At 52.3% G+C, this 23,363-nt stretch carries 22 protein-coding genes and 1 pseudogene; 12 read left to right on the top strand and 11 right to left on the bottom strand.

Features of this window, described 5'->3' with window-relative positions; genetic code table 11:
* Both D9980_RS07615 and araD read left to right on the top strand, forming a co-directional pair.
* Complete coding sequence (locus D9980_RS07615; RefSeq protein WP_121606934.1) at positions 1-861, top strand: L-ribulose-5-phosphate 3-epimerase; 861 nt, start codon at positions 1-3, stop codon at positions 859-861.
* The gene (araD, locus tag D9980_RS07620) at positions 855-1,556 is read left to right on the top strand and encodes an L-ribulose-5-phosphate 4-epimerase (RefSeq protein WP_021177868.1); all 702 of its coding nucleotides are present in this window, start codon (positions 855-857) and stop codon (positions 1,554-1,556) included. Before D9980_RS07615 ends, araD begins: the two co-directional genes overlap by 7 nt.
* Positions 1,557-1,661: 105 nt before the next feature.
* Here the strand turns inward: araD and pntB are convergent, their stop codons facing one another.
* Together pntB and pntA are read right to left on the bottom strand one after the other, a co-directional pair.
* The gene (gene pntB / locus D9980_RS07625) at positions 1,662-3,053 is read right to left on the bottom strand and encodes a Re/Si-specific NAD(P)(+) transhydrogenase subunit beta (protein WP_021177867.1); all 1,392 of its coding nucleotides are present in this window, start codon (positions 3,051-3,053) and stop codon (positions 1,662-1,664) included.
* A 12-nt stretch (positions 3,054-3,065) separates the two neighbouring features.
* Positions 3,066-4,592 carry a Re/Si-specific NAD(P)(+) transhydrogenase subunit alpha gene (gene pntA / locus D9980_RS07630; RefSeq protein ID WP_121606935.1) on the bottom strand — a complete coding sequence of 509 codons (1,527 nt, stop codon included), beginning with the start codon at positions 4,590-4,592 and terminating at the stop codon, positions 3,066-3,068.
* A gap of 538 nt (positions 4,593-5,130) precedes the next feature.
* On the opposite strand from pntA, the gene ydgH reads away from it, so the two are divergent.
* Positions 5,131-6,081, top strand: a complete 951-nt coding sequence (ydgH, locus tag D9980_RS07635; protein WP_024486777.1) for a DUF1471 family protein YdgH — start codon at positions 5,131-5,133, stop codon at positions 6,079-6,081.
* Between the two features lie 229 nt (positions 6,082-6,310).
* Entirely contained in the window at positions 6,311-7,702 is a 1,392-nt protein-coding gene (locus tag D9980_RS07640) for an amino acid permease (RefSeq protein WP_024486778.1), read from the top strand.
* A gap of 130 nt (positions 7,703-7,832) precedes the next feature.
* Here the strand turns inward: D9980_RS07640 and D9980_RS07645 are convergent, their stop codons facing one another.
* Positions 7,833-8,249 (bottom strand): hypothetical protein, encoded by a 417-nt coding sequence (locus D9980_RS07645; protein WP_121606936.1) that lies wholly within the window; start codon positions 8,247-8,249, stop codon positions 7,833-7,835.
* 120 nt (positions 8,250-8,369) lie between these two features.
* Here D9980_RS07645 and folM point away from each other — a divergent pair, with 120 nt between their 5' ends.
* From folM to D9980_RS27255, 6 genes are all read left to right on the top strand, one after another.
* Positions 8,370-9,092 (top strand): dihydromonapterin reductase, encoded by a 723-nt coding sequence (gene folM, locus D9980_RS07650; protein ID WP_121606937.1) that lies wholly within the window; start codon positions 8,370-8,372, stop codon positions 9,090-9,092.
* 71 nt (positions 9,093-9,163) lie between these two features.
* Positions 9,164-9,892, top strand: a complete 729-nt coding sequence (gene rstA / locus D9980_RS07655; protein ID WP_046808275.1) for a two-component system response regulator RstA — start codon at positions 9,164-9,166, stop codon at positions 9,890-9,892.
* A complete protein-coding gene (gene rstB, locus D9980_RS07660) occupies positions 9,889-11,193 on the top strand; it encodes a two-component system sensor histidine kinase RstB (protein ID WP_021806503.1) in 1,305 nt (434 codons plus the stop codon). The genes rstA and rstB overlap by 4 nt, the downstream gene beginning before the upstream one ends.
* A 46-nt stretch (positions 11,194-11,239) precedes the next feature.
* The gene (locus tag D9980_RS07665) at positions 11,240-12,736 is read left to right on the top strand and encodes a carboxypeptidase M32 (RefSeq protein ID WP_121606938.1); all 1,497 of its coding nucleotides are present in this window, start codon (positions 11,240-11,242) and stop codon (positions 12,734-12,736) included.
* Positions 12,737-12,807: 71 nt separating this feature from the next.
* Complete coding sequence (locus tag D9980_RS07670; protein WP_121606939.1) at positions 12,808-13,608, top strand: MBL fold metallo-hydrolase; 801 nt, start codon at positions 12,808-12,810, stop codon at positions 13,606-13,608.
* Positions 13,609-13,830: 222 nt separating this feature from the next.
* Positions 13,831-14,070: a colicin E1 family microcin immunity protein gene (locus D9980_RS27255; RefSeq protein WP_370454333.1), complete on the top strand. Its 240-nt coding sequence runs from the start codon at positions 13,831-13,833 to the stop codon at positions 14,068-14,070.
* Between the two features lie 24 nt (positions 14,071-14,094).
* Here D9980_RS27255 and D9980_RS07680 read toward each other — a convergent pair whose 3' ends face one another.
* On the bottom strand, positions 14,095-14,940 hold the full coding sequence (locus D9980_RS07680; protein WP_238393691.1) for a colicin-like pore-forming protein: 846 nt from the start codon (positions 14,938-14,940) through the stop codon (positions 14,095-14,097).
* Complete coding sequence (locus D9980_RS26965) at positions 14,924-15,865, bottom strand: hypothetical protein (protein WP_238393692.1); 942 nt, start codon at positions 15,863-15,865, stop codon at positions 14,924-14,926. Before D9980_RS26965 ends, D9980_RS07680 begins: the two co-directional genes overlap by 17 nt.
* Before the next feature lie 469 nt (positions 15,866-16,334).
* On the opposite strand from D9980_RS26965, the gene asr reads away from it, so the two are divergent.
* A complete protein-coding gene (asr, locus tag D9980_RS07685) occupies positions 16,335-16,625 on the top strand; it encodes an acid resistance repetitive basic protein Asr (protein WP_121606942.1) in 291 nt (96 codons plus the stop codon).
* A gap of 297 nt (positions 16,626-16,922) precedes the next feature.
* Positions 16,923-17,744: a serine protease gene (locus tag D9980_RS07690; RefSeq protein WP_065685760.1), complete on the top strand. Its 822-nt coding sequence runs from the start codon at positions 16,923-16,925 to the stop codon at positions 17,742-17,744.
* On the opposite strand, the gene D9980_RS07695 is transcribed toward D9980_RS07690, so the two are convergent.
* From D9980_RS07695 to D9980_RS07720, 6 genes and pseudogenes are all read right to left on the bottom strand, one after another.
* Positions 17,727-18,452 carry a nucleoside/nucleotide kinase family protein gene (locus tag D9980_RS07695; RefSeq protein WP_121606943.1) on the bottom strand — a complete coding sequence of 242 codons (726 nt, stop codon included), beginning with the start codon at positions 18,450-18,452 and terminating at the stop codon, positions 17,727-17,729. The two genes, D9980_RS07690 and D9980_RS07695, sit on opposite strands and share 18 nt — an antisense overlap.
* A complete protein-coding gene (locus D9980_RS07700) occupies positions 18,430-18,957 on the bottom strand; it encodes an MltR family transcriptional regulator (RefSeq protein ID WP_024487034.1) in 528 nt (175 codons plus the stop codon). Before D9980_RS07700 ends, D9980_RS07695 begins: the two co-directional genes overlap by 23 nt.
* Before the next feature lie 16 nt (positions 18,958-18,973).
* On the bottom strand, positions 18,974-19,945 hold the full coding sequence (gene glpX / locus D9980_RS07705) for a class II fructose-bisphosphatase (RefSeq protein WP_121606944.1): 972 nt from the start codon (positions 19,943-19,945) through the stop codon (positions 18,974-18,976).
* Between the two features lie 6 nt (positions 19,946-19,951).
* Positions 19,952-21,220 carry a zinc-binding dehydrogenase gene (locus D9980_RS07710; protein WP_121606945.1) on the bottom strand — a complete coding sequence of 423 codons (1,269 nt, stop codon included), beginning with the start codon at positions 21,218-21,220 and terminating at the stop codon, positions 19,952-19,954.
* Positions 21,217-22,610 (bottom strand): annotated as a pseudogene (locus D9980_RS07715) (PTS mannitol transporter subunit IICB). The gene D9980_RS07710 and the pseudogene D9980_RS07715 overlap by 4 nt, the downstream one beginning before the upstream one ends.
* Positions 22,611-22,635: 25 nt before the next feature.
* Positions 22,636-23,082: a PTS sugar transporter subunit IIA gene (locus D9980_RS07720; RefSeq protein ID WP_024486536.1), complete on the bottom strand. Its 447-nt coding sequence runs from the start codon at positions 23,080-23,082 to the stop codon at positions 22,636-22,638.
* Positions 23,083-23,363 lie beyond the last annotated feature (281 nt).

The following is a 23,363-nucleotide window of genomic DNA, read 5'->3' on the forward strand; positions in this document are numbered from 1 at the left end:
ATGCGCCAGCATCCGTTGGGAATTTACGAAAAAGCGCTGCCGAAACACCTGAGCTGGCCGGAGCGGCTGGCATTGGCCAAGGCCTGCGGCTTTGATTTTGTCGAGATGTCGGTCGATGAAAGTGATGAACGGTTGGCACGACTGAGCTGGAGCAAAGAGCAGCGGCTTTCGCTGGTCAGCGCCATGTTGGAAACCGGCATCAGCATTCCCTCCATGTGCCTTTCCGGCCATCGCCGCTTTCCTTTCGGCAGCCATGATGAGGCCACGCGGCAACAGGCTTATCTGATCATGGAACAGGCGATCCAGTTGGCCAAAGACGTTGGCATCCGCACCATTCAGTTGGCGGGTTATGACGTGTATTACGAACAGCAGGATGAAGGAACCCTCGCCCGCTTTGCCGAGGGTATGCAATGGGCGGTGGAACGTGCCGCTGCCGCGCAGGTGATGCTGGCGGTCGAAATTATGGATACCGAATTCATGAGTTCCATCAGCAAGTGGAAAAGTTGGGATGCCCTGCTGGCTTCCCCATGGTTCACGGTATATCCAGACGTTGGCAACCTCAGCGCCTGGGGTAACGACGTAGCGGAAGAATTGCATCTCGGTATTGACCGCATCGCGGCCATTCATCTCAAAGACACCTTCCCGGTCACTGAGACGTCACCGGGCCAGTTCCGCGATGTGCCATTCGGTGAAGGCTGTGTGGATTTTGTCGCCCTGTTCCACACGCTGAAACAGCTCAACTATCGCGGTGCATTTCTGATTGAGATGTGGACCGAAAAGGCCGACGAACCGGTTGCCGAGATCGTGCAAGCCCGCCGTTGGATTGAACAGAAAATGCAGCAAGGAGGAATGACATGTTAACTCTGCCACAGCTTAAACAGCAGGTATTGGAGGCCAACCTCGACCTCCCGCGCCACAAGCTGGTGACCTTTACCTGGGGTAACGTCAGCGCCGTTGACCGTGAACGCGGGTTGGTGGTGATCAAACCTTCCGGCGTGGAATATGCGCATATGCAGGTGGAGGATATGGTGGTGGTCAATCTGGCTGATGGCCAACGCATTGAGGGCAGTAAGAAACCCTCTTCGGATACCGCTACCCATCTGGCCCTGTACCGCGAGTTTGCCGACATCGGCGGCATCGTGCACACCCATTCACGCCATGCCACCATCTGGGCACAGGCCGGGTTGGATATCCCGGCCTGGGGCACCACCCATGCCGACTATTTCTACGGCGCGATCCCTTGCACCCGTTTGATGACCGCAGATGAAATCGAGCACGACTATGAACTGGATACCGGCAAGGTGATTATTGAAACCTTCCGCCAGCGCGGCATCAGCCCAAGCGCCATTCCGGCGGTGCTGGTCAACGCCCACGGGCCGTTTGCCTGGGGCAAGGATGCACATGACGCGGTTCACAACGCAGTCGTGCTGGAAGAGATTGCCTATATGGGGATTTTTTCACGCCAGTTGACGCCGGGGATTGGCAACATGCAGCAGGTGCTGTTGGATAAGCATTACCTACGTAAGCACGGCAAGAACGCCTATTACGGCCAATAGCGGGTTGAGTAAATGGGCGCAGCATGCGGCGCCCGTGAGAGCTCTAGCTAAAAAAAATGCCAGCCACTGTGAAGTGGCTGGCATTGTGCTTTTCCAACAGTGATATTACAGCGCGCGCAGGATCGCTTCCACGCTGGCCTTGGCATCGCCAAACAGCATCTGGGTGTTCTCTTTAAAGAACAGCGGGTTCTGCACACCAGCATAACCGGTATTCATCGAGCGTTTGAACGCGATAACGTTTTGCGCTTTCCACACTTCCAGCACCGGCATGCCGGCGATAGGGCTGCGTGGATCTTCCAACGCCGCCGGGTTCACCGTGTCGTTGGCACCAATGACCAGGACGGTATCGGTGTCCGGGAAGTCATCGTTGATTTCGTCCATTTCCAGCACCACATCGTACGGCACACGGGCTTCCGCCAGCAGCACGTTCATGTGGCCCGGTAAACGGCCCGCCACAGGGTGAATACCAAAGCGCACCTTGATACCGCGCGCACGCAGCTTCTCGGTGATTTCCGCAACCGGATATTGCGCCTGTGCCACCGCCATACCGTAGCCTGGGGTGATGATCACTGAGGTGGAGTTACGCAGCTGTTCAGCCACTTCTTCCGCCGTGGTTTCGCGGTATTCGCCCATTTCTTCTGCGTCGCCGGTTGAGGAACCATCGGTACCAAAACCACCAGCAATCACGCTGATAAACGAACGGTTCATCGCTTTACACATGATGTACGACAGGATCGCACCGGAAGAACCGACCAGCGCACCGGTCACGATCAGCAGGTCGTTGCTCAGCATAAAGCCTGCCGCCGCCGCTGCCCAACCGGAGTAGGAGTTCAGCATCGACACCACCACCGGCATGTCTGCCCCACCGATTGACGCCACCAGATGCCAGCCGAAGCCAAGAGCAATCACGGTCATAATCAACAGTGCGAACACTTCCCAACCAACGCTGTTGGTACGCACGAACAGCACCATCAGCAGGAAGGAAACCACCAGGGCAGCCAGGTTCAGCTTGTGACGGTTAGGCAACATCAGCGGCTTGGAAGAGATGATGCCGCGCAGTTTGCCAAAGGCCACGATAGAACCGGTAAAGGTCACCGCACCGATAAAGATGCCGAGGAACACTTCGGTAAGATGGATATTTTCCATCACTGGTTCCATGGCCACCGTACCGTGATCCAGGTAGCTGTTGAAGCCGACCAGCACCGCAGCCAAACCCACGAAGCTGTGCAGTACCGCCACCAGCTCTGGCATTTCGGTCATTTCGACCTTCTTGGCCAGATACACGCCGATGGAACCACCGATGATCATCGCGATAATGATCCAGCCCACGTTACCGGAATCCGGCCCGAGGATGGTGGCGATCAGCGCGATCGCCATCCCAGCTACGCCGAACAGGTTGCCCTGCTTGGACGTCTCATGGCGCGAAAGACCGGCCAGGCTGAAAATAAACAGAATAGCGGCAACAATGTATGCAGCTGTAACTAATCCACCAGACATTTTTGCTACCCCTTAGTTTTTGCGGAACATCTTCAGCATGCGCTGAGTGACGGTGAATCCACCAAAAATGTTGATGCTGGCGATCAATACCGCGACAAAGGAGAGGAAACTCACCCAGCCGCCATGACCAATCTGCAACAACGCACCGACCACGATAATCCCTGAGATCGCGTTAGTGACCGACATCAACGGGGTATGCAATGCATGGCTGACGTTCCAAACCACGTAGTAACCCACCACGCAGGCCAGCGCAAACACGGTAAAGTGAGACAGGAACTCTTTCGGTGCCGAATTGGCAAACCAGCCGAACAGGATGATCGCCAGCGCGATCAGGCCGTATTTCACCATCGGTGAGGTTGGTTTCTTTTCAACTTTCTCGATTGGTGCAGCAGCAGCCTGCTTCGGCTGGGCAGATACCTGGATTGGCGGTGCTGGCCAGGTGACTTCGCCATCGCGAACCACGGTCACGCCGCGGATCACGGTGTCTTCGAAGTCGATATCGATTTCGCCGTTTTTCTCTTTCGACAACAGCTTCAGCAGGTTCACCAGGTTGGTGCCGTAAAGCTGTGAGGACTGCGTCGGCAAGCGGCTTGGCAGATCGGTATAACCGATAATCTTCACGCCGTTTTCGGTGACGGTTACCTGATCGGCCACGGTCAGCTCACAGTTGCCACCGGTTTGCGCGGCCAGATCGACAATCACGCTGCCCGGCTTCATGGAAGCCACCATCTCTTTGGTAATAAGCTTTGGTGCCGGGCGGCCAGGGATCAGCGCGGTGGTCACGATAATGTCCACTTCCTCTGCCTGAGCGGCAAACAACGCCATTTCCGCTTTGATAAAGGCTTCAGACATCACTTTGGCATAGCCATCGCCGCTGCCTGCTTCTTCCTCAAAGTCCAGCTCGAGGAATTCTGCGCCCATACTCTGCACTTGCTCTTTCACTTCCGGGCGGGTGTCGAAGGCGCGAACGATCGCCCCCAGGCTACCAGCCGCACCGATAGCGGCCAAGCCAGCAACCCCAGCACCGATGATCATCACTTTGGCCGGCGGAACTTTACCGGCGGCGGTGATCTGGCCGGTGAAGAAACGCCCGAACTCGTGCGCTGCCTCAACGATAGCGCGATAGCCTGCGATATTGGCCATTGAGCTCAGCGCATCCAGGGACTGCGCACGTGAAATACGTGGCACAGAATCCATGGCCATAGCGGTCACGTTGCGGGCCGCCAGCTTCGCCATCAATTCTGGGTTTTGTGCAGGCCAGATAAAGCTGACTAACGTACTGCCTTCACGCATTAACGCAATTTCTTCCTCAAGAGGTGCGTTAACCTTCAGGATCAGATCCGATTGCCACACATCGGCTGTATCGGTAATTGTCGCCCCTGCGGCTTGATAAGCTGCATCTTCAAAGCTTGCCAGTTTTCCCGCCGCGCTTTCGATCGCGACGGTAAAGCCCAGTTTCAGCAGTTGTTCTACCGTTTTCGGCGTTGCTGCAACTCGGGCTTCATTGGCCAACCGTTCTCTTGGTACACCAATACGCATAATGTTCCCTTCTCACCTGTTCTGATGATGTTTATTATCGTCTTACCCATAGCGATAGCACCGGCTGGCAAGTTTTTTATCAGCCTTGCCTGTCAGCAAATTAAGGTGCCACCTATAACCTACTGAAAATGTGATCGATGATCCATAATTGCTTACGTTTACCCGTCAGTTTTTACATAAAAATGCAGCTAAGGCTATGACAAATCTCAAATCTGGATGCAAAAACTGCCTGGAAGGCCCTTTTCAACGCACTATTGTGCAGAACCAGACCTAGGCCATTTCCTGTCAGCCGCGGAAAGCGAGCATAAAAGTTATAAAATTGTGAATAATTAACATTAATGAGATTAAACGCTTTATTATTGAAACTTATAACCCGTTGGCCCTATGTGGCTTACCTACTGTGGCTCGGCTTTGTCGCATCGCATCACATAAAATGCTGAGACACCTGCCAAGGTTACATGGCATAATCTGCGGCTGAATTACACCTAAACTGTTCAGCACGTTATAAACGTTACTGCGCTTGGCGAAAGGATTTTTTATGAAGCTGAAGACCACGATCATCGCATCAGCCTTGTTATCACTTACTGCGCTGTCTGTGCATGCCGCGCAAGAGTTAACTCCTGAGAAAGCAGCGGCCATCAAGCCGTTTGATCGCATCACCATTACCGGCCGTTTTATTGCCATCAACGAAGCTGCCGATGCCGTATCCCGCCGTGCAGATAAAATGGGGGCCGACGCCTTCTATATCCAGGACATCAACAACAGTAACAATGGCGGCAACTGGCGCGTCACCGCAGACGTCTATCATAAAGATGCCCCAGAAGTCAGCAAAGAGACCAAGTACCGCGTGATTAACGGTGTGAAAGAGCTGCCGAAGGACGAAGCCTTCCTGCTTGAACCTTACGATACCGTGACCGTCAGCGGCTTCTACCGCAGCCAGCCAGACATCAACGACGCCATCTCCAAAGCCGCACAGAAGAAAGGCGCTGCCTCGTTCTTTATTGTGCGTCAGGTGGATGCCAACCAGGGCGGCAACCAGTTCATCACCGCTTATATCTATAAAGCCGATGCGCCGAAACGTATGGTGCAGAGCCCGGATGCCGTGCCTGCCGATTCTGAAGCCGGTAAAGCCATGCTGGCTGCTGGTGGTGCAGAAGCCGCCAAAGTCGAGATCCCTGGCGTTGCCTCTTCCGGCTCACCAGCCCGCGACGTTGGCCGCTTCTTCGAAACTCAGACCTCTACCGGCCAGCGTTACACTGTAACCCTGCCGAACGGCACCAAGATCCAGGAAGTGAATAACGTTACCGCCGCGCAGATGGTGCCGTTTGATTCCGTGACCTTTACCGGCCACTTCAACAGCATGACCGACGTCTCTACCGAAGTGGCCAAACGTGCCGCAGAGAAAGGAGCCAAGTACTACCATGTGACCCGCCAGTGGCAGAACAAGAGCGGCGGCAACCTGACCGTCAGCGCCGATCTGTTCAAATAATCCCTGCTGTCACCTTGATCGAAGGGCTGCCACCGTGCAGCCTTTTTTTATGCCGCTGCTGAATAAGTTTTTATCCATCGCGCATAACCAATCATTGCATCCGCAAGCATCTCCCCTTAGAATTTGCGCCAATTTTTAGCTCCATTGCCTGCCCTTGCGGTAATTGCCATGACGTTATGGCTGGCCTGCACGGAACGCATAGTTGTTTATTCTGTCTCGGGATCCATCATTGGAAAGAAAACTTGGTCTTACCGCGTTAACCGCCTTGGTGCTCAGCTCAATGCTGGGCGCAGGTGTCTTTAGCCTGCCGCAGAATATGGCCGAGGTTGCCAGCCCGGCGGCCTTGCTGATTGGTTGGGCCATCACCGGCGTCGGTATTCTGTTCCTGGCCTTTGCCATGTTGCTGCTGACACGCCTACGCCCCGACCTGGACGGTGGCATCTTCACCTACGCCAAAGAAGGCTTTGGCGAACTGGTGGGCTTTTGCTCTGCGTGGGGTTACTGGCTGTGTGCGGTGATCGCCAACGTTTCTTATCTGGTGATCGTGTTTGCCGCACTGAGCCTGTTTACTGACCGCAGCGGCACGGTGATCCTGGGTGATGGCAATACCTGGCAGGCGCTGATCGCCGAATCCTTGTTGCTGTGGATCGTCCATGCCTTGGTATTGCGTGGCGTGCAAACGGCGGCCAGCATCAATCTGGTGGCCACCCTCGCCAAATTGCTGCCCCTCGGCCTGTTTGCCGTGCTGGCCGCTATCGCGTTCCGCATGGAGACCTTCACCCTGGATTTCCACGGCGTTGCTCTTGGTACACCAGTCTGGCAGCAGGTTAAAGACACCATGTTGATCACCCTGTGGGTGTTTATCGGTGTTGAAGGTGCTGTGGTAGTTTCCGCCCGTGCCCGGCAGAAAAAGGACGTTGGCCGCGCCACCATGCTGGCCGTGATTTCCGCTTTGGCGGTGTATCTGGTGATCACCCTGCTGTCGCTCGGCGTGGTGCCACGCAGTGAGTTAGCTGAAATGCGTAACCCGTCAATGGCGGTGTTGATGGTTGACCTGATCGGCCCTTGGGGTGATGTGATCATCGCCACTGGCCTGATCGTTTCGGTGTGCGGGGCCTACCTCAGCTGGACCATCATGGCGGCCGAAGTGCCTCTGCTGGCGGCTCAACACGGCGCATTCCCCAAAATTTTCCGCAAGCAAAACCAGAACCACGCCCCGTCAGCCTCTTTGTGGTTGACCAATGGTGCGGTGCAAATTGCGCTGGTGATTATCTGGCTGACCGGCAGCAACTACAACTCGCTGCTGACCATCGCTTCCGAGATGATCCTGGTGCCGTATTTCCTGGTGGGAGCCTTCCTGTTCAAGGTGGCCCGTCAGCGGCAAGACAAGCGGCTGATTTTCGCCGCCAGCGGTGCCTGCCTGTATGGGCTATGGCTACTCTATGCTTCAGGTCTGATGCACCTGTTGATGTCGGTGCTGCTGTATGCACCTGGCTTGCTGGTGTTTATGTATGCCCGCAGTGGACATCAGGATGTGAAATTGCTCAACCGACTAGAGAAAAGCACCGTTATGCTGCTGTTGGCCGCAACCCTGCCGGCCGGATGGTTTATGTTGCATTGATCGACCATTAACGGATTGCTGGATTGGCCATAGGGGGCACTGCATACAGCTAACCTACTGATTATTCAGGCGGGCGCAGCATGCAGCGCCCCTACGTTTTGAGCCGGTGCTGAATGTCTGCCTCACCCGGTTAATTGCCAGCCACCGGTTGGGCGTTAATGGTGATCCGCTCACCCACCTGCGTCACTATCACCGATTCGCCGCACTCTTTCTCAATAGCGACCAACTGCTCCGCCGCCAGCGGATACGGCAGTTGAATATCAAACACCACCAACTGCTGCTGCCGGGCCAGATCGATCAGGCGAACAATGTTGACCTCATCGCTGACCTGTGTCGAAACCACCTGTAACGCCAACTCTTTCAACTGATCCTGACGTGAGCGTGAGTCTGCCTCGCGCGATTTCACGACCATGCCAAAAATGGGCATCACGCCATAGATTGCATCGATAAAGCGCCACTGCTTCTTGCAGGAGGCAGATAAAAAATGGGTGTAGTCAAAACAGACTCTCTCACTGCGCGCGACGAATGCAAGATGATCGTTGTTCATCTTCGTTACCCTTCTGGTGGCCAGTGCTGAAATGTCATCGGTGGCAAGCGTTATCCGCTTTCTGACGTATAATGGCATAATTACCTTAATGTTTACCAGTTTGCTCAGGAGCTTTACTCGATGGTCTCTCACAACTCGGCCCCTGTGCTGATCACCGGCGGTGCCCGTAGAATTGGGCTGGCTCTGGCCAAGTCGTTCTTACAGCGAGGCGTTCCGGTCATTATTGCCTATCGCAGTGAATACCCGGCATTAGCAGAACTCCAAGACCTTGGCGCGATCTGCCTGCAGGGCGATTTCTCTGCCCACGAAGGGATTTATCGTTTTGCCGATCAGGTAAAACAGGTTGCTCCAAAGCTGCGTGCCGTGATCCATAACGCCAGTGCCTGGTTGGCAGAATCGTCCGAGACTCCGCCTGAACAGGTAATGGCTTCGATGCTTCAGATCCACGTTTACACGCCCTACCTGTTAAACCAACTGCTCGAACCCTGCCTGCTTGGCCAAGGGCAAGCCGGTGCCGATATCATCCACCTGACGGATTATGTGGTGGAGAAAGGCAGCGACAAGCACATTGCCTATGCAGCCAGCAAGGCCGCGCTGGACAATATGACCCGTTCCTTTGCCCGTAAACTGGCCCCCGACGTCAAAGTCAATGCCATCGCACCCGCACTGATTATGTTCAACACCGGTGACGATGAAGCCTATCGCCAGCAGGCGCTGACCAAATCCCTGATGCAGATCGCCCCAGGGGAAAGTGAAGTGGTCAATCTGGTGGATTATCTGATGGGCAGCCGCTACGTCACCGGGCGCACTCACGGCGTGGATGGCGGGCGACCGCTGCGCTGAATAATGGGCATGGCGCAACACCGAGCAGCGCGCTATGCTGGATGCCGTTTTTCCTATAAAACCACCCTATTATGACTAAAATTGTTTTTGTAGAAGACGATCCTGAAGTGGGCAAACTGATTGCCGCCTATCTGGGCAAACATGACATTGACGTCATCATCGAACCCCGTGGCGATACGGCACAGGCCTGTATTGAGCGGGAACAGCCAGATCTGGTGCTGTTGGATATCATGCTGCCCGGCAAGGACGGCATGACGCTATGCCGCGATCTGCGCCCGGTTTATCCTGGCCCGATCGTGCTGCTCACCTCACTGGACAGCGATATGAATCACATCCTGTCATTGGAAATGGGTGCGCATGACTACATCCTCAAGACCACGCCGCCTGCTGTGCTGCTGGCTCGCCTGCGTTTACACCTGCGCCAACACGGTAGCAACCAGCCAAAAGAAGAACAAACCCAGAACATCACCCAACATAATGCCGTGCATTTTGGTTTGCTGTGCATCGATCCGGTCAACCGCCAGGTGACACTGGGGGAAGAGATCGTCACCCTTTCCACCTCGGATTTCGATCTGCTGTGGGAGTTGGCGACCCATGCCGGGCAGATCATGGCCCGTGAAGCGTTGCTGCAAAACCTGCGTGGCGTCAGCTACGACGGTATGGACCGCAGCATCGATGTGGCCATCTCACGCCTGCGCCGCAAGCTGTATGACAATGCCCTGGAGCCGTTTCGCATCAAGACCGTGCGCAACAAAGGTTATCTGTTTGCCCCCAACGCCTGGGCATCGGTGCAACAATGAGAAAACTGTTCGTACAGTTCTTTTTACTGCTGTTCGTCTGCTTTCTGGTGATGGCGATGCTGGTTGGCCTGGTTTACAAGGTCACCGCCGAACGTGCCGGGCGCCAATCAATGGACGACCTGATGAAGAGTTCGCTGTATCTGATGCGCAGCGAGCTGCGGGAGATCCCGCTAAAGGACTGGAACAAAACCATCGCCACCCTGGATTTAAACCTGTCGTTCAAACTGCATATCGAGCCGCTCGGTAAGCAGAACCTGAATGAAGATCTCACCAAGCGTCTGCACATGGGAGAGATTATTGCGCTGGACGATCGCTACACCTTTATGCAGCGCATTCCCCGTAGCCACTACGTGCTGGTCGTTGGCCCCATCCCTTATCTGTTTTATCTGCACCAGATGCGCATTCTGGATTTGGTGCTGCTGATTTTTATCGGCTTGTCGCTGGCCCTGCCGGTATTCCTGTGGATGCGCCCGCATTGGCAAGACTTGCTGAAACTGGAAAATGCCGCCCAACGTCTTGGGGCCGGACATCTCGATGAACGTACACACTTTGTACCCACCTCGAGCCTTTACCGGCTTGGCGTCGCCTTTAATCAGATGGCCGATAACGTCAACACGCTGATCGTCAGTAAAAAACAGCTGATTGACGGTATTGCCCATGAGCTGAGGACTCCGCTGGTACGCCTGCGCTACCGGTTGGCCATGAGCGATAACCTGACCGACGGCGAGCAACAGGCGTTGAATCGGGATATCGGCCAGCTAGAGTCCCTGATCGACGAGCTATTGACCTATGCGCGTCTGGATCGTCCTCAGGTAGCCTTGAATATTGAGCCTATCGATTTGCCCGGCTGGCTACAGGATAAGGTGGCCGATATCCAGTTGATCCACCCAGAGCGCGACATTGAGCTGAACATCCCACATGTCGGTGACTTTGGCGGTGTCGATCTGCGGCTGATGGAACGCGTGTTAGACAACCTGGTCAACAATGGCCTGCGCTATAGCGAACGGCGTTTACGCGTCGGCCTGTGGTTTGACGGTGACGCCGCATGCCTGCAGGTGGAAGACGATGGCCCAGGCATTCCCCCAGAAGAACGCGAACGGGTATTCGAACCCTTCGTCCGCCTCGATCCCAGCCGCGATCGCGCTACCGGCGGCTGCGGGCTTGGATTGGCGATCGTGCATTCCATCGCAGTGGCTTATCAAGGCCAGGTCTTTGTAGAGGCGAGCTCTTTGGGCGGTGCCAGTTTCCGCTTCTGCTGGCCGATTAAACCCCCTTTAGATACCAAAACAGAGCCGGCATAACGATCCGGCCCCGTTGGCTCAACGGATCCACTATGGAGTTGAACAAATGACATCTGCATCATCCTCTACGGCCTACGGCCAACTTCGCGCCCTATTCACCCGCCTTTCGCGTTTTGACCACCTCTCGGCCATCAGCGGCTGGGATATGCAAACCATGATGCCGCCAGGTGGCAATAAGGCGCGTTCCGAAGCCCTGGCGGAATTGAGCGTGTTGAAGCATCAAATCCTGACGGCACAGAAAACGGGTGAACTGCTCGACCGCGCGCAACAAGAAGCGCTAGATGAATTTGACCGTGCCAACCTGCTCGAAATGCGCCGCCAATATGATAATGCCGTGCTGGTGCCAGAAGCGCTGGTCGAAGCCAAATCCCTTGCAGGTGCGCGCTGCGAACATGCCTGGCGAGTACAACGTCCGGCCAATGACTGGGAAGGCTTTAGCGATAACCTACGTCAGGTGGTCAAACTGAGCCGTGAAGAAGCGCAGATCCGCGCACAGGCGGCGGGTGTCAGCCGTTATGATGCGTTGCTCAATCTGTATGAACCTGGCATGCGCAGCAGCGATCTGGACCGTATCTTTGGCGATCTGAAAACCTGGTTGCCCGACCTATTGCAAAAGGTGGTCGCCAAACAGCAGCAGGAGCCTTGCCTGATCCCGCAAGGTCCGTTCGATGTCGACACCCAGCGTAAGCTGAGCCTGAGCGTGATGAAGCTGCTCGGCTTTGACTTCGACGGCGGCCGGGTTGACGTTAGTGCTCATCCGTTCTGCGGCGGCGTGCCGGAAGACGTGCGTATCACCACTCGCTACAACGAGAAAGAGTTCCTTACCGCGCTGCTTGGCATCGTGCATGAAACCGGCCACGCTCGTTACGAACAGAACCTGCCGCGTGAGTGGCTGGGCCAGCCCGTGGCGCAAGCTCGGTCGACGGCGATCCACGAATCACAAAGCCTGTTCTTTGAAATGCAGCTGGCTCGCGGGAGTGACTTCCTGAAAGTTCTGCGGCCGCTGATCGTCAATCAGTTTGGTGAACAACCGGCCCTGGAAGAAAGCAACTTTATTCGCCTTAATCAACGGGTGAAGCCTGGCCTGATCCGCGTCGATGCCGACGAGGTCAGCTACCCTGCCCATGTGATATTGCGCTATGAAATCGAGCGTGCGTTGATTGAGGGCGAGATCGAGGTAGAAGATATTCCGGCGCTGTGGAATGAGAAGATGCACAGCTACCTTGGCTTGGATACCGTCGGCGATTATCGCAACGGTTGTATGCAGGACATCCACTGGACGGACGGTGCCTTTGGTTACTTCCCAACTTACACCCTGGGTGCGATGTATGCGGCCCAACTGTTCGACAGTGCACGCAGCGCAATGCCAAAACTGAGCGAAGATATTGCTGCCGGTAATTTAACCGCGCTATTCCATTGGTTACAGCAAAATATCTGGCGTCATGCCAGCCGTTACCCTACCGATACGTTGATCACTAACGCTACGGGTAAGACGTTAGACCCAAGCTATTTCCGCCGGCATCTGGAAAGCCGTTACCTGTAATCTCCGCCCCCTCCGTACGTTAAGGTGTTGCTGATATATCTTAACGTACGGATTTGCAAAACTGAGTCCACATGACCCTAACCATCAATGTGTTACTTGAAAATCGCCTGGCTGCCGGGGCGGATAAAGCGTTAATCGCCAAAGCTGGATTGAGCCTGTTAGTGCAGGATCAATCGGACAGCGTACTTTTTGATACCGGGCCGGACGGCAGTTTTTTAAAAAATGCTGCTCAAATGGGGATCAGCCTCGACAACCTGACCGCTACCGTGCTCTCTCATGGCCATTACGATCACAGTGGTGGCGTACCCTGGTTGCCCGATAACAGCAGAATAATTTGCCACCCCGGTGTGCAAGACGTGCGCTATGCCGCCGTTAATCTTCTGGGCCGCGTAAAGAAAATCAAACGATTATCGCCGGAAGTGGATTACTCGCACCACGCCATGGAGCTGACCCGAACCCCGGTGCAAATCAGTGAGCGATTCATCTGGTCTGGTGAAATCGAGGTAGCAGCCCCAAAAGCCTACGGCATTATTGAAAATGCCCAACAGTCCCCTGATTACATCGCCGATGAAGGAGTGCTGATTTATAAATCCGATCGAGGTTTGATTATCATCACTGGCTGCGGCCACCGCGGAATAATCAATATTGTGCGGCACTGCCAGAAGATCACCGGTATCGATAAGATCCACGCGCTGATTGGCGGCTTTCACCTGAGATATGCCTCACCGCTGCGATTATTGCAGGTACAGCGTTTTCTCAAACAAATCAAACCCGAGAAAGTGATGGGCTGCCATTGCACCGGCCCTTGGGGGCAATTGTGGTTGCCTAATACGATTAGCCCGGCGACGGGGGATAGGATCACGTTAGAGTAATCCTCTAGTTAGGGTCGGAAAGGCGTAATTCCTCTTTAGTATCCGAACCGTTAATGATTGATTAGAACTCCGATGATACACTGTATCAGTGGTGAGTTAGGCGGCCAATACTAAGGAGGAGTAATTATGACATGGAGTTACTATTTAAAAAACATAGGCTGGGCCATTTTCTTTCTAGTCTTGGTCATATATGACTGGAATAAAAACCCAGAAAACGACAAGATGCAATTACTACTTGCAGTAAGTATACCAAGTACGCTCCTCTATCCATTCTGTAAGATAGGCGTTGAAACCTTAGCCTTGAGATTCACAAGAAAAGAATTTTGGCACCGAGGTTTGTTTAAAGACACTAGTGGCAAGAGTGGCTTATATGCACTATATTATCTTTTTTGCTTTATTTTCGCCATGCCCATTAGTGTGATATATATCATGTATCTACTGGCTATTAAAAAGGTCACATAAGCGACCTTTTTATTGTTATTTAACTTAAATATTTAATGCATTGTTTATTTTACTAACAAATTTATCGTCAACAAAAACACCGACCAACGTCATGATTATAGCATACCCTAAGATTCCAATCGGCGTGCCAAGTATGATACTATACGCAAAGGCGGTTAATATGGATGCTGCAATACCAACCTCAATAGTCTCAACCTTCAAAAAGAAAGGACGCCAGTTATCAGTATTATATCCCTTCTTAAATTCAATGAGTAAGTCATATCCATCCAGTCCTTTAGCGGTAAGATAAAACGCCTTACTAAACTTTGCCAAGTTACGTGCTAATTGATCACGATTAACCGATTCTAGAGCCTTAGCAACCGCCTCACGATCTTTGACACTAAACTTTTTATTTAGCACATCCTTATACTTCTCAAATGCTTTTAACGCCTCATCTGCATTTCTGAGTTTTTTTCCCTTGGCAGCATCAGCCAGTTCCTTTGCAATTTTGGCTGATTGTTCGCCAAATTTTTCAGTGACTTCCTTGTAGAAGTTTGCAGTAGTTTTCAAAGCATCCTTAACACGGTCTTCTTCGGCCTTGGTTTCTGCCTCTTGTTTAGCTTTGGTGTTAGCCTGTTGCTGGTTTTGTACATCCGCCAGCGTTTTTCTGGCGTTATTGAGTACGTTCTCCGCGTTGGCTTTATCCTTTTTTGCCTGTTCAAGGCGGTTTGCCGCGCGATTTGCCGATTCTCTCGCGGCATTCATCTGATTTATTGCAGTATCACGTTCTCTCGTCAAATTTGAGATCAAATCCATCGCGCCATTAAACTCGGCCCACCACGCCTGTTTTCCGTAATCAACCTCGGTGTTCCATTTACAGCAAATCATCATGTTTTTTCCTTTTAGCTTCGGCCTGAGCCGCTTTAGACTCATAGTCACGGGCACTATTTTCAGCAATCGCTTTATCATTAGCGGCCTGATTAATACGACCATTCGCATCATTCAGCGCATTTTGGGCGGTTTGTTCGTTTTGACGCGCATCATTTACAGTACGTAACAGACCCGCTTCGGTAGTAAGATCTAAATCTTTGAGCCGATTGACTTCATTTTCTTTTTGACGCTGTTCATGTTCCAGTTGCTCTAACCTTTGTTTTGCCGCATCGATATCCGCTTGAATAGTTTTCACCTGTTCCAGCGTTTTTCCCATTTCCTTTCTGTTTAAGGATTGCTGTTCCCTAACCCACGGAGTAGGCTTCTCTCTCGAATAGAACCAATCTTCATTATTCCGTTTCAAGTATTCTTGTTGTACTCTCCTTTTACTGGCTTCATAACGCAGAACGGTTAGGCGTTCTTTACTTACTTTAAGCTTACTGATAATGGCGTTAAGGTTCGCTTTTTCTATTATAGTCTGATTATTTTTCGCTAACTGGCCGTTTAACTCATCAATATCCTGTTGCATTTCCTTAATTTGATTATCAAGATCTTTGACCTTGCTCGCGGCAAACTCAATAGCCTTATCAGAGTCTTGGCGGTAACTTTCTTTGGCTTCATTACTGAATGGGACAACATCATCATCTTCCGGATCAAAAGCGCTTATCGGTTTATTGATATCAGAAATCTTCTGATCCCACAGATGCGTAATGTTACTGAGTTCTTTTTGCCTCTCCGGTAAGCGATTACCAGACCACGCTTCAACCACCATGTTACCATCTGACAGATCAAACCCACGCTGCCAGCCATCACCATTCCAGTAATACCCCATTGAAGTCAAAACATCGCGTTCGTACTGTGTTGTATCTTCATATCGAGCCATCATTAAATTTCCTTTTCAAATAATAGACGGATTTCAGTGATATCAACCGTATTTAAATACGGCCTTATCCACCTTATGGCGCCTCTTTTCGCTCGTCAATATGAATGGAAATCATTCTCATTTATATGCGTACCACTACGCAAAATAAGATATTCATCAAACTGGTGTCAAATTGGCTATGTCACTTAATTAGCCCTTAATAGCCAGCGATGTTCCATAGTGCACCCCCTTCCCCAGAGCACCGGAGTTGCAGGTTGGTGGATTACAATACTCATAATGTATGTTGTAACTAAAGAGTGATAGGGCAGACCAATAAAGCTCGCCTAGCCTACCGTTCCACAAGTTCTGCACTCGTACATTAGGTTACACGCCGAAACCAATCACTCACGGAAAGTATTCTTCGGTTTGCATAAGATTATTTCAACGGCCCCGCAGTGGGGTTACAAACCAACAGACATTTGAGGATCTACCGATGAAAAAAGTATTAGCTCTGGTTGTTGCCGCTGCAATGGGCTTGTCATCTATCGCGTTCGCAGCTGTTGCCGCCGCGCCTGCTGCTGCACCAGCTGCCACGACTCAGACAGCACCGGCTAAAACTACTCACGTGAAAAAACATCACGCGAAGAAAACCACCGAGCAAAAAGCTCAGGCAGCCAAAAAGCACCACAAAGCCAGCGGCAAAAAAGCCCCGGCCCAGAAAGCTCAAGCAGCTAAAAAGCATCACAAAAAATCCAGCAAAAAAGCAGCAACTCCGGCTGCCTGATAGTCAACCGGCGTGAGGCACCCCTCACCTGTTCTGGTAAGTGTTGTCCAACACCCGGTTCGCCGGGTGTTTTTTCATCGGGGGGTTGTCTATGCTGCGTCGCTATCGGTTCGAAATCATCCTTGGCACCCTGATCGTTTGCGGGCTTATCGCCAGTTTTTTTTATCTGTAATCTCCGATTTTTCTCAGGAAATTATCGGAAAATCAATCACCGACCATCTACACAGCGGCTAAATCAGTCTATAGTTAGCATTCAGTGTGTCTATGGATGATCCGAATTTGTCAGGCAAGAAACCTATGCGCATCTCTGTTTTACTGTTGTTGTGCTCATTTCCTTTGGCTTTATCCCATTCTGCGCATGCTGATAGCCCTTCCGAGGCGTCTGCGGCCGATCAAACCCGTCTGTTTTTTGGCAAAGACGACCGTATTAAAGTCACCGAAACCAGCGGTTGGCCGTGGCAGGCCATTGGTCAGGTAGAAACCGCCAGTGGCAACCTGTGTACCGCTACGCTGATCTCTCCCCATCTGGCGCTCACCGCTGGCCACTGCGTACTGGCCCCTCCCGGCAATCTTGATAAGGCCGTGGCGCTGCGCTTTATTTCCGGTAGCAAAGGCTGGCAATACCAGACGGAAAATATCGAAACGCTGGTCGATAAGTCATTAGGTAAAAAGTTGAAGGCGGATGGTGACGGCTGGATCGTGCCACCGGCGGCGGCAGCGTATGATTTTGCGTTGATCAGGCTAAAAGATAACAAACCGCTGGCGATTAAACCGTTGCCATTATGGCAAGGTGACGGAAAAGCGTTAACGCAAACCTTAAAGCTGGCAAAGCGCCTGGTCACTCAGGCCGGTTATCCAGAAGATCATCTGGACGATCTGTACAGCCATCAAAATTGTAAAGTCACCGGTTGGGCGCAACAAGGCGTGTTATCACACCAGTGCGACACCTTACCCGGTGACAGCGGCTCCCCATTGATCTTGAAGACCGCCGAAGGCTGGCGACTTATCGCTATCCAAAGTTCTGCACCCGCAGCACAAGACCGCTACCGTGCCGATAACCGCGCGCTGTCAGTTACCGGCATTCGCGATGCATTGGATCTCTTAGCCGCCGGTAAGTGACTCCTCCGAACAGCGCAGGCCACCGTTATCCCACTGGAGGGTAATGGTGGCGGGCAAACTGTGCTGCAATACCCTATCAACGTTTGGCCCATCGGTTTGCTGATAAAAGGTGCTGGCCTGCTCCAGTGATGAACCACCACGCATTTTACGCTCGATCAGCCTTGCCCGCAGTTGCTGTGCTGGTGCCTGAATAAATAGCGTTAAGTCGCTGTGGCGTGCCAGATCGCGCCAACCTGGATCATCAAGTAACAACCAGTTACCTTCTACGATCGTTACCGGTGCGGTCACCTCGATCGCGTTGGGCACCGGATCGTGCAATACGCGATCGTAGGTAGGCCAGAATGGCCGTGGTTGATCGAGTGAAGCCAACGCTAACTCGAGCTGCTGACGATCAAAGGTTTCTGGCATTCCTTTCTTGCTGCGCAACCCTTGTGCATCAAGCCAGGAGTTAGGACGGTGAAAGCCGTCCATCGGCAGAGTTTGCAATGCCGGTAATTCATCATGCTGTGCCGATAAATGCTGCCAGAAGGCCGTCAGCGTCGATTTACCACTGCCGGGAGGTGCCGCCAGGAATACCACCAGGCGCCCTCCCTTTTGCTGCTGCTTTTGGGCCAACAGGCGCAGCAAAGGTAAGTGCACCAGCTCGACCTCCTCATCGGTAAAGAAGGCATCGATCGTCAGCCCATTAACAGTTAGCGCTATTTTCATTGGTCAGTTCCTTTAACAGCGAAGTCACCGCCAGCGTTAATCCGGTTTTAATCATGTTGCCGTAGCGCTCGGTATTAAAAACCTCAAAGCTGGAAAACTTCATCTTTCTTATCGCACTGAAAAGCTGTTCGTTTTCCGTAATGGCGTTAAGGTTGGCAATAAAATCAAAGGTCATTTCATCATGAAAGCTCAGCGAGCTATTTTCCGCCTGCACATGCTGGCTAAATTGTGAAAGACAGATGATATCGGCATAAACGGTTTTTTTGATTTTCCCTAATGCGTACAATAAGCGTAGGGAGACATCCATATTGTCCAATGGGCCGGATTTTGCCAACAATGGCTTTACCGCATATTCGAGTATGTCGGGATCGTTATTGACAAACACCTGTGGCAAATAGGTTTTGACAGCAGAAAATAAAATCTCATTTGCCTTCTGTAACCAACTAAGCAATTGTTCCTGCTCGTCCAGTTGTTCAATTATTTCATCTTCTGTCAACGTTTTCATTCGTCCTGCGATACCATCAATGCAAGTGTAATGTATGAATTCTATTACACGATCCGTCGGTACCATTAATCATAAGGGTTTCTGTGCTCAAGTACCCCTCTTTTTGTTTTATTCCGCCGATAATGTCACCTTTGGTTATCCCGGTTGCCGAAAAAATCACCTCATCACTGGCGATCAGAGCATTGAGCGGCAAAATGGTGTTAATCTCAATTCCCATGTTGCTGCAGCGCCGCCGTTCTTCCTGCGCCAGTATTCTGTGCTCTGGCGTATCGCCTTTCGCCTGGCAGAAATCGATCAGCTCGGCTTGCATATCTCCGCCCAGCAGACGCACCGCACAGGCCGATATGACCCCTTCCGGCGCGCCCCCCAAGGTATACATGATGTCGGCTTCACCACCTGGTAGGCAGGTCATCAGGCTGGCGGCCACGTCACCGTCAGGAATGGCAAAAATCTTAACCCCCAACTCCTGCGCCTGTTGGCGGATCAGTCCATGGCGCGGTTTATCCAGCGTGATCATTCGTAGTTGATGCAATGGCTTACCCAATGCCTGCGCTACTTGCCGCAGATTTTGCTCCAGAGGCAACCGCAAATCGATAGCCCCTTTAGCTCCTGGCCCCACCACCATCTTGCGCATATACATGTCTGGGGCATGCAACAAAGCATTGTGTGGGGCAAAGGCGATCACGGCCAGCGCATTATATTGGCCCATGGCCACCATCCGCGTGCCTTCGATAGGATCAACAGCAATGTCCACTGCCGGGCCATTCCCGCTCCCCAACCGCTCACCGATATACAGCATGGGAGCCTGATCGATTTCGCCTTCACCGATCACAATCTGCCCCTGCATGGCCATACCGCTCAGTTGCTGACGCATGGCCGCGACGGCCACCCCATCAATTTGATTTTTATCACCACAGCCCAGCAGCGGCCAGGCAGCCAATGCAGCCTGTTGAGTGGTGCGTACAATGTCATAAGCCAGCGATTTCATCGGCAGTTATACTCCTGTTTCCACGCCAAAATGTTGCAGCAGGAAACGCTCGGCCTGTTCGTTCCACACGCCGTGGCTTTCAGCCACCAGTTCCGCCAGGCGGGCATAGAATGGGTCTGTTTTCCCGAGCTCTGGGAAATCGGCAATCGCGGTTAACGGCATGGTGGCAAAGTTATAGATCAGCTTTTTCCCGCCGGGGATCGAAGGTAGATTGATGATGGTTTCCGGCACGGCATCCAGCCCACCTATATGGGTGATCATCACCGAAGGATTAATGCGGCCTTCAGCGGTCAGTTGCAGCGCCTCCAACATATCTCCCGTCGAGCCCCCCGAAGTGCCCACGACATGTGTGGATGCATAATGCACGTTGTAAAAGTTAAACGGCACTTTGAATTCACTGTCGGTTGGGCCCGCAAAGAAATTCAGGCAACCGTCTTCAGCCAGCAGATCATCCCCCAGCACCAGCACATCGGCCACCGCAGCATAAACGAAAACATCGTCAAAGCCGTGGCCCTGCGTCAGGTCGCGTAAGGCAGCCACCGGGTCGGCAACCTTGCTGCTGTTGAAATACACCAGTTCAACGCCTTTTTCACTCGCTACGCTTTCCGGCAATAGCAATCTGGCTCGCGCCAAACGCGCCTCGTCGATATCCACGACCACTACCCGCGCAGGGCGGATGTTGCCGTTGATGGCATAATCGATCGCACCAATGCCCATCGGCCCGGCACTGGCCAATAACGCCACGTTGCCGCCGGGTTTGATCCCCATGCGATGCTCATAGACATATTGCGTCGTATGGTAATTGGCATGGTAGGCACCTATGATGCAGCACATCGGTTCTGCCAAAGAGGCCGCCGCAAAATAGCTGCCTTCATACGGTAATACACAACCTAGCTCCACAGCCTGCTGTGGAATAATCATATAGGTGGCATTGCCGCCGAAAAACTCGTAGCTATAACCCGCCGAATAACCACTCGGCAATCCCATCGCCGGTTGCAGCACAAAACGTTGCCCAGCCCGGTAGCGTTGCTGTAGGTTTTTGCCCACCTGCTCAATGATCCCGGCACATTCATGGCCAGTGATCGCCGGATGCTCGGCAACGTCATCAGGTACCCGCTTGTGGTTAGCCCCCAATTTGGCGGCCTTCCAGGTAGACAGGCACACACTGTCGGAAATGACCTTAACCAACAGTTCATCATCACCTAGTGGCGGTAATTCAAACTCACGCAGGCGAACGTCGTTTTGGCCATAAATAGCGGCGGCTTGGGTTTTCATACGGCTTCCTTTTCTGAGTTTGTGGCAACCAGTTGTTCCAACAAACGATCGAGATTGCTGTCACCGAGATAATTGCTGATCAATACTTTGGGTTTATCGCTCACCCGTTCGGCTCGCCCTTCCAGGCTAGAGTGCGTCACAATCAGGTCGGCTTCCGGCGGAATATTTTCAATGGCGTAGTGCTTCACGCTGATCGGCACCCCGGCTTTCTCCAAACGTTTACGGAAGGTGGTTGCTCCCATCGCGCTGGAACCCATGCCTGCATCACAAACAAATGCGATGTGGCGGATCGGTTGTGTTTGCCCTTTGCCCGCAGCTTTCAAGGCTTTCACCTGCCGCTGTGAGTCATCAAAACCGTCTTCGGTCGCCTGTTTTTTCTCGGTTTTCAGGATCAGTGTTGCAATCAGGAACGAAACCAGTGTCCCGGCGGCGACGCCCGCCAAGGTACCAGCAAAGCCACCACGCGGCGTCAGAGCCAGATAGGCAAAGATTGAACCCGGGCTTGGCCCGGCAACCAAACCTGCACCCATCAGATCAAACACGTAGATCCCCGCCATGCCGCCGGCAATCATGGCAATGATCATCAGCGGCTTCATCAACACATATGGGAAGTAGAGTTCATGAATACCCCCAAGGAAGTGGATAATCATCGCGCCCGGTGCCGACTTTTTGCTCATACCTTGGCCAAATAGCGAAAAAGCCAGCAGGATACCAAGCCCTGGCCCAGGGTTAGAGGCCACCATAAAGAACACCGAACGACCATTCACCGCCGTATCCTGCATGCCCAGCGGGTAATACACCCCCTGATCGATGGCGTTATTCAGGAATAGCACCTTCGCCGGTTCGTTGATAATCGACAGCAGCGGTAGGTATCCCGTGGCTACCAGAGATTCAATGCCAGCACGTACCAAATGGTTAGCCTGCTGTACCGCTGGGCCAATCACCTCGTAGGCAAACAGGCACAAGAACATGCCGACAATCCCCAGAGAGAAGTTATTGACCACCATCTCAAAGCCAGCGGGGATACGCTTATCCAGCTTGGTGTCGATATATTTGATGATCACCCCGCCCAGCGGACCCATTACCATTGCACCGATGAACATGGGAATATCAGCTCCTACAATCACGCCGATGGTGCCAATCCCCCCATCACCGCGCCACGTTTTTCCGCGATCAGGTAGCCACCGGTGGAACCGATCATCAGCGGCAGCAAATAGGTGATCATCGGCCCGACCAGTTGCCCAAAGTGGGCGTTAGGCATCCAACCGGTGGGAATAAACAGTGCCGTAATAAATCCCCACGCAATAAATGCGCCGATATTAGGGATTACCATAGCCGTCAGGAACCCGCCAAAAGCTTGCACTCTGGCTCGCATTGTTTTATTGGCCATTATATTGATCCTTGAGTGTGTAAAATCAGAAGCGCTGAATGATTTCTTTTATTTCTGATACTTTAGTTGCCTGAGTAAGCTGTTCAATTGCCTGGTCATCGCAGAACATTTCACTCAATAACTGGATGGCATTGATATGACTGTCGGCATCTTTCGCCGCCAGGCCAATTAACACTTTCACCTGCGGATTGTCATCATTGAAATATACCCCCTGCGGCAATACCGTTAGGGTTAATGCCGTGCCCAAAGCCCCTTCTTCCGGACGTGCATGGGGCATAGCCACTTCCGGCGTAAGAATATAATATGCGCCATTATTTTGCGTGCTGTGTTTTATAGCCGCCACATAGCGTGGCTCAACGATATTATTTTGCAGCAGACAGCTCATCGATAAATCAATAGCCTGCTGCCAGTCGCAATCATGCTGGTGAACGGTAAATGCATTTTCCGGGAAGTAATCTATCAATCCATTCATGTGTTTTTCCTATCGTTATTCCAAGAGGATTGGGAATTGCTTTGCAGCTTATGGAGTAATAATGGGAAACGCAATCCGATGCCATTTTGTGATTGAAATCACTTTTAATGTGAAATACATTGCAATTGAAGATCTGGTTCACAAAAAAACCACAATTATTTTAAAATTATAAATTTGTCAATAGAATAAATGTGATTGTGATCGCATTTAAATAATTTAATAATGATGTAATTTTTGTGATATATATCACACTAACAGCATTGCAAATCGTTGTTCATGTA

It is taken from the genome of Serratia sp. 3ACOL1 (genome assembly GCF_003668775.1).
In the GTDB taxonomy this organism is placed as follows: Bacteria; Pseudomonadota; Gammaproteobacteria; order Enterobacterales; family Enterobacteriaceae; genus Chania; species Chania fonticola.

What these genes read in the sequence shown, in the direction of transcription:
- D9980_RS07615 (WP_121606934.1), top strand. Translation starts at nt 1, where the DNA reads ATGCGCCAGCATCCGTTGGGAATTTACGAAAAAGCGCTGCCGAAACAC.
- araD (WP_021177868.1), top strand. Translation starts at nt 855, where the DNA reads ATGTTAACTCTGCCACAGCTTAAACAGCAGGTATTGGAGGCCAACCTC.
- pntB (WP_021177867.1), bottom strand. Translation starts at nt 3,053, where the DNA reads ATGTCTGGTGGATTAGTTACAGCTGCATACATTGTTGCCGCTATTCTG.
- pntA (WP_121606935.1), bottom strand. Translation starts at nt 4,592, where the DNA reads ATGCGTATTGGTGTACCAAGAGAACGGTTGGCCAATGAAGCCCGAGTT.
- ydgH (WP_024486777.1), top strand. Translation starts at nt 5,131, where the DNA reads ATGAAGCTGAAGACCACGATCATCGCATCAGCCTTGTTATCACTTACT.
- D9980_RS07645 (WP_121606936.1), bottom strand. Translation starts at nt 8,249, where the DNA reads ATGAACAACGATCATCTTGCATTCGTCGCGCGCAGTGAGAGAGTCTGT.
- folM (WP_121606937.1), top strand. Translation starts at nt 8,370, where the DNA reads ATGGTCTCTCACAACTCGGCCCCTGTGCTGATCACCGGCGGTGCCCGT.
- rstA (WP_046808275.1), top strand. Translation starts at nt 9,164, where the DNA reads ATGACTAAAATTGTTTTTGTAGAAGACGATCCTGAAGTGGGCAAACTG.
- rstB (WP_021806503.1), top strand. Translation starts at nt 9,889, where the DNA reads ATGAGAAAACTGTTCGTACAGTTCTTTTTACTGCTGTTCGTCTGCTTT.
- D9980_RS07665 (WP_121606938.1), top strand. Translation starts at nt 11,240, where the DNA reads ATGACATCTGCATCATCCTCTACGGCCTACGGCCAACTTCGCGCCCTA.
- D9980_RS07670 (WP_121606939.1), top strand. Translation starts at nt 12,808, where the DNA reads ATGACCCTAACCATCAATGTGTTACTTGAAAATCGCCTGGCTGCCGGG.
- D9980_RS27255 (WP_370454333.1), top strand. Translation starts at nt 13,831, where the DNA reads ATGCAATTACTACTTGCAGTAAGTATACCAAGTACGCTCCTCTATCCA.
- D9980_RS07680 (WP_238393691.1), bottom strand. Translation starts at nt 14,940, where the DNA reads ATGATGATTTGCTGTAAATGGAACACCGAGGTTGATTACGGAAAACAG.
- D9980_RS26965 (WP_238393692.1), bottom strand. Translation starts at nt 15,865, where the DNA reads ATGATGGCTCGATATGAAGATACAACACAGTACGAACGCGATGTTTTG.
- asr (WP_121606942.1), top strand. Translation starts at nt 16,335, where the DNA reads ATGAAAAAAGTATTAGCTCTGGTTGTTGCCGCTGCAATGGGCTTGTCA.
- D9980_RS07690 (WP_065685760.1), top strand. Translation starts at nt 16,923, where the DNA reads ATGCGCATCTCTGTTTTACTGTTGTTGTGCTCATTTCCTTTGGCTTTA.
- D9980_RS07695 (WP_121606943.1), bottom strand. Translation starts at nt 18,452, where the DNA reads ATGAAAATAGCGCTAACTGTTAATGGGCTGACGATCGATGCCTTCTTT.
- D9980_RS07700 (WP_024487034.1), bottom strand. Translation starts at nt 18,957, where the DNA reads ATGAAAACGTTGACAGAAGATGAAATAATTGAACAACTGGACGAGCAG.
- glpX (WP_121606944.1), bottom strand. Translation starts at nt 19,945, where the DNA reads ATGAAATCGCTGGCTTATGACATTGTACGCACCACTCAACAGGCTGCA.
- D9980_RS07710 (WP_121606945.1), bottom strand. Translation starts at nt 21,220, where the DNA reads ATGAAAACCCAAGCCGCCGCTATTTATGGCCAAAACGACGTTCGCCTG.
- D9980_RS07720 (WP_024486536.1), bottom strand. Translation starts at nt 23,082, where the DNA reads ATGAATGGATTGATAGATTACTTCCCGGAAAATGCATTTACCGTTCAC.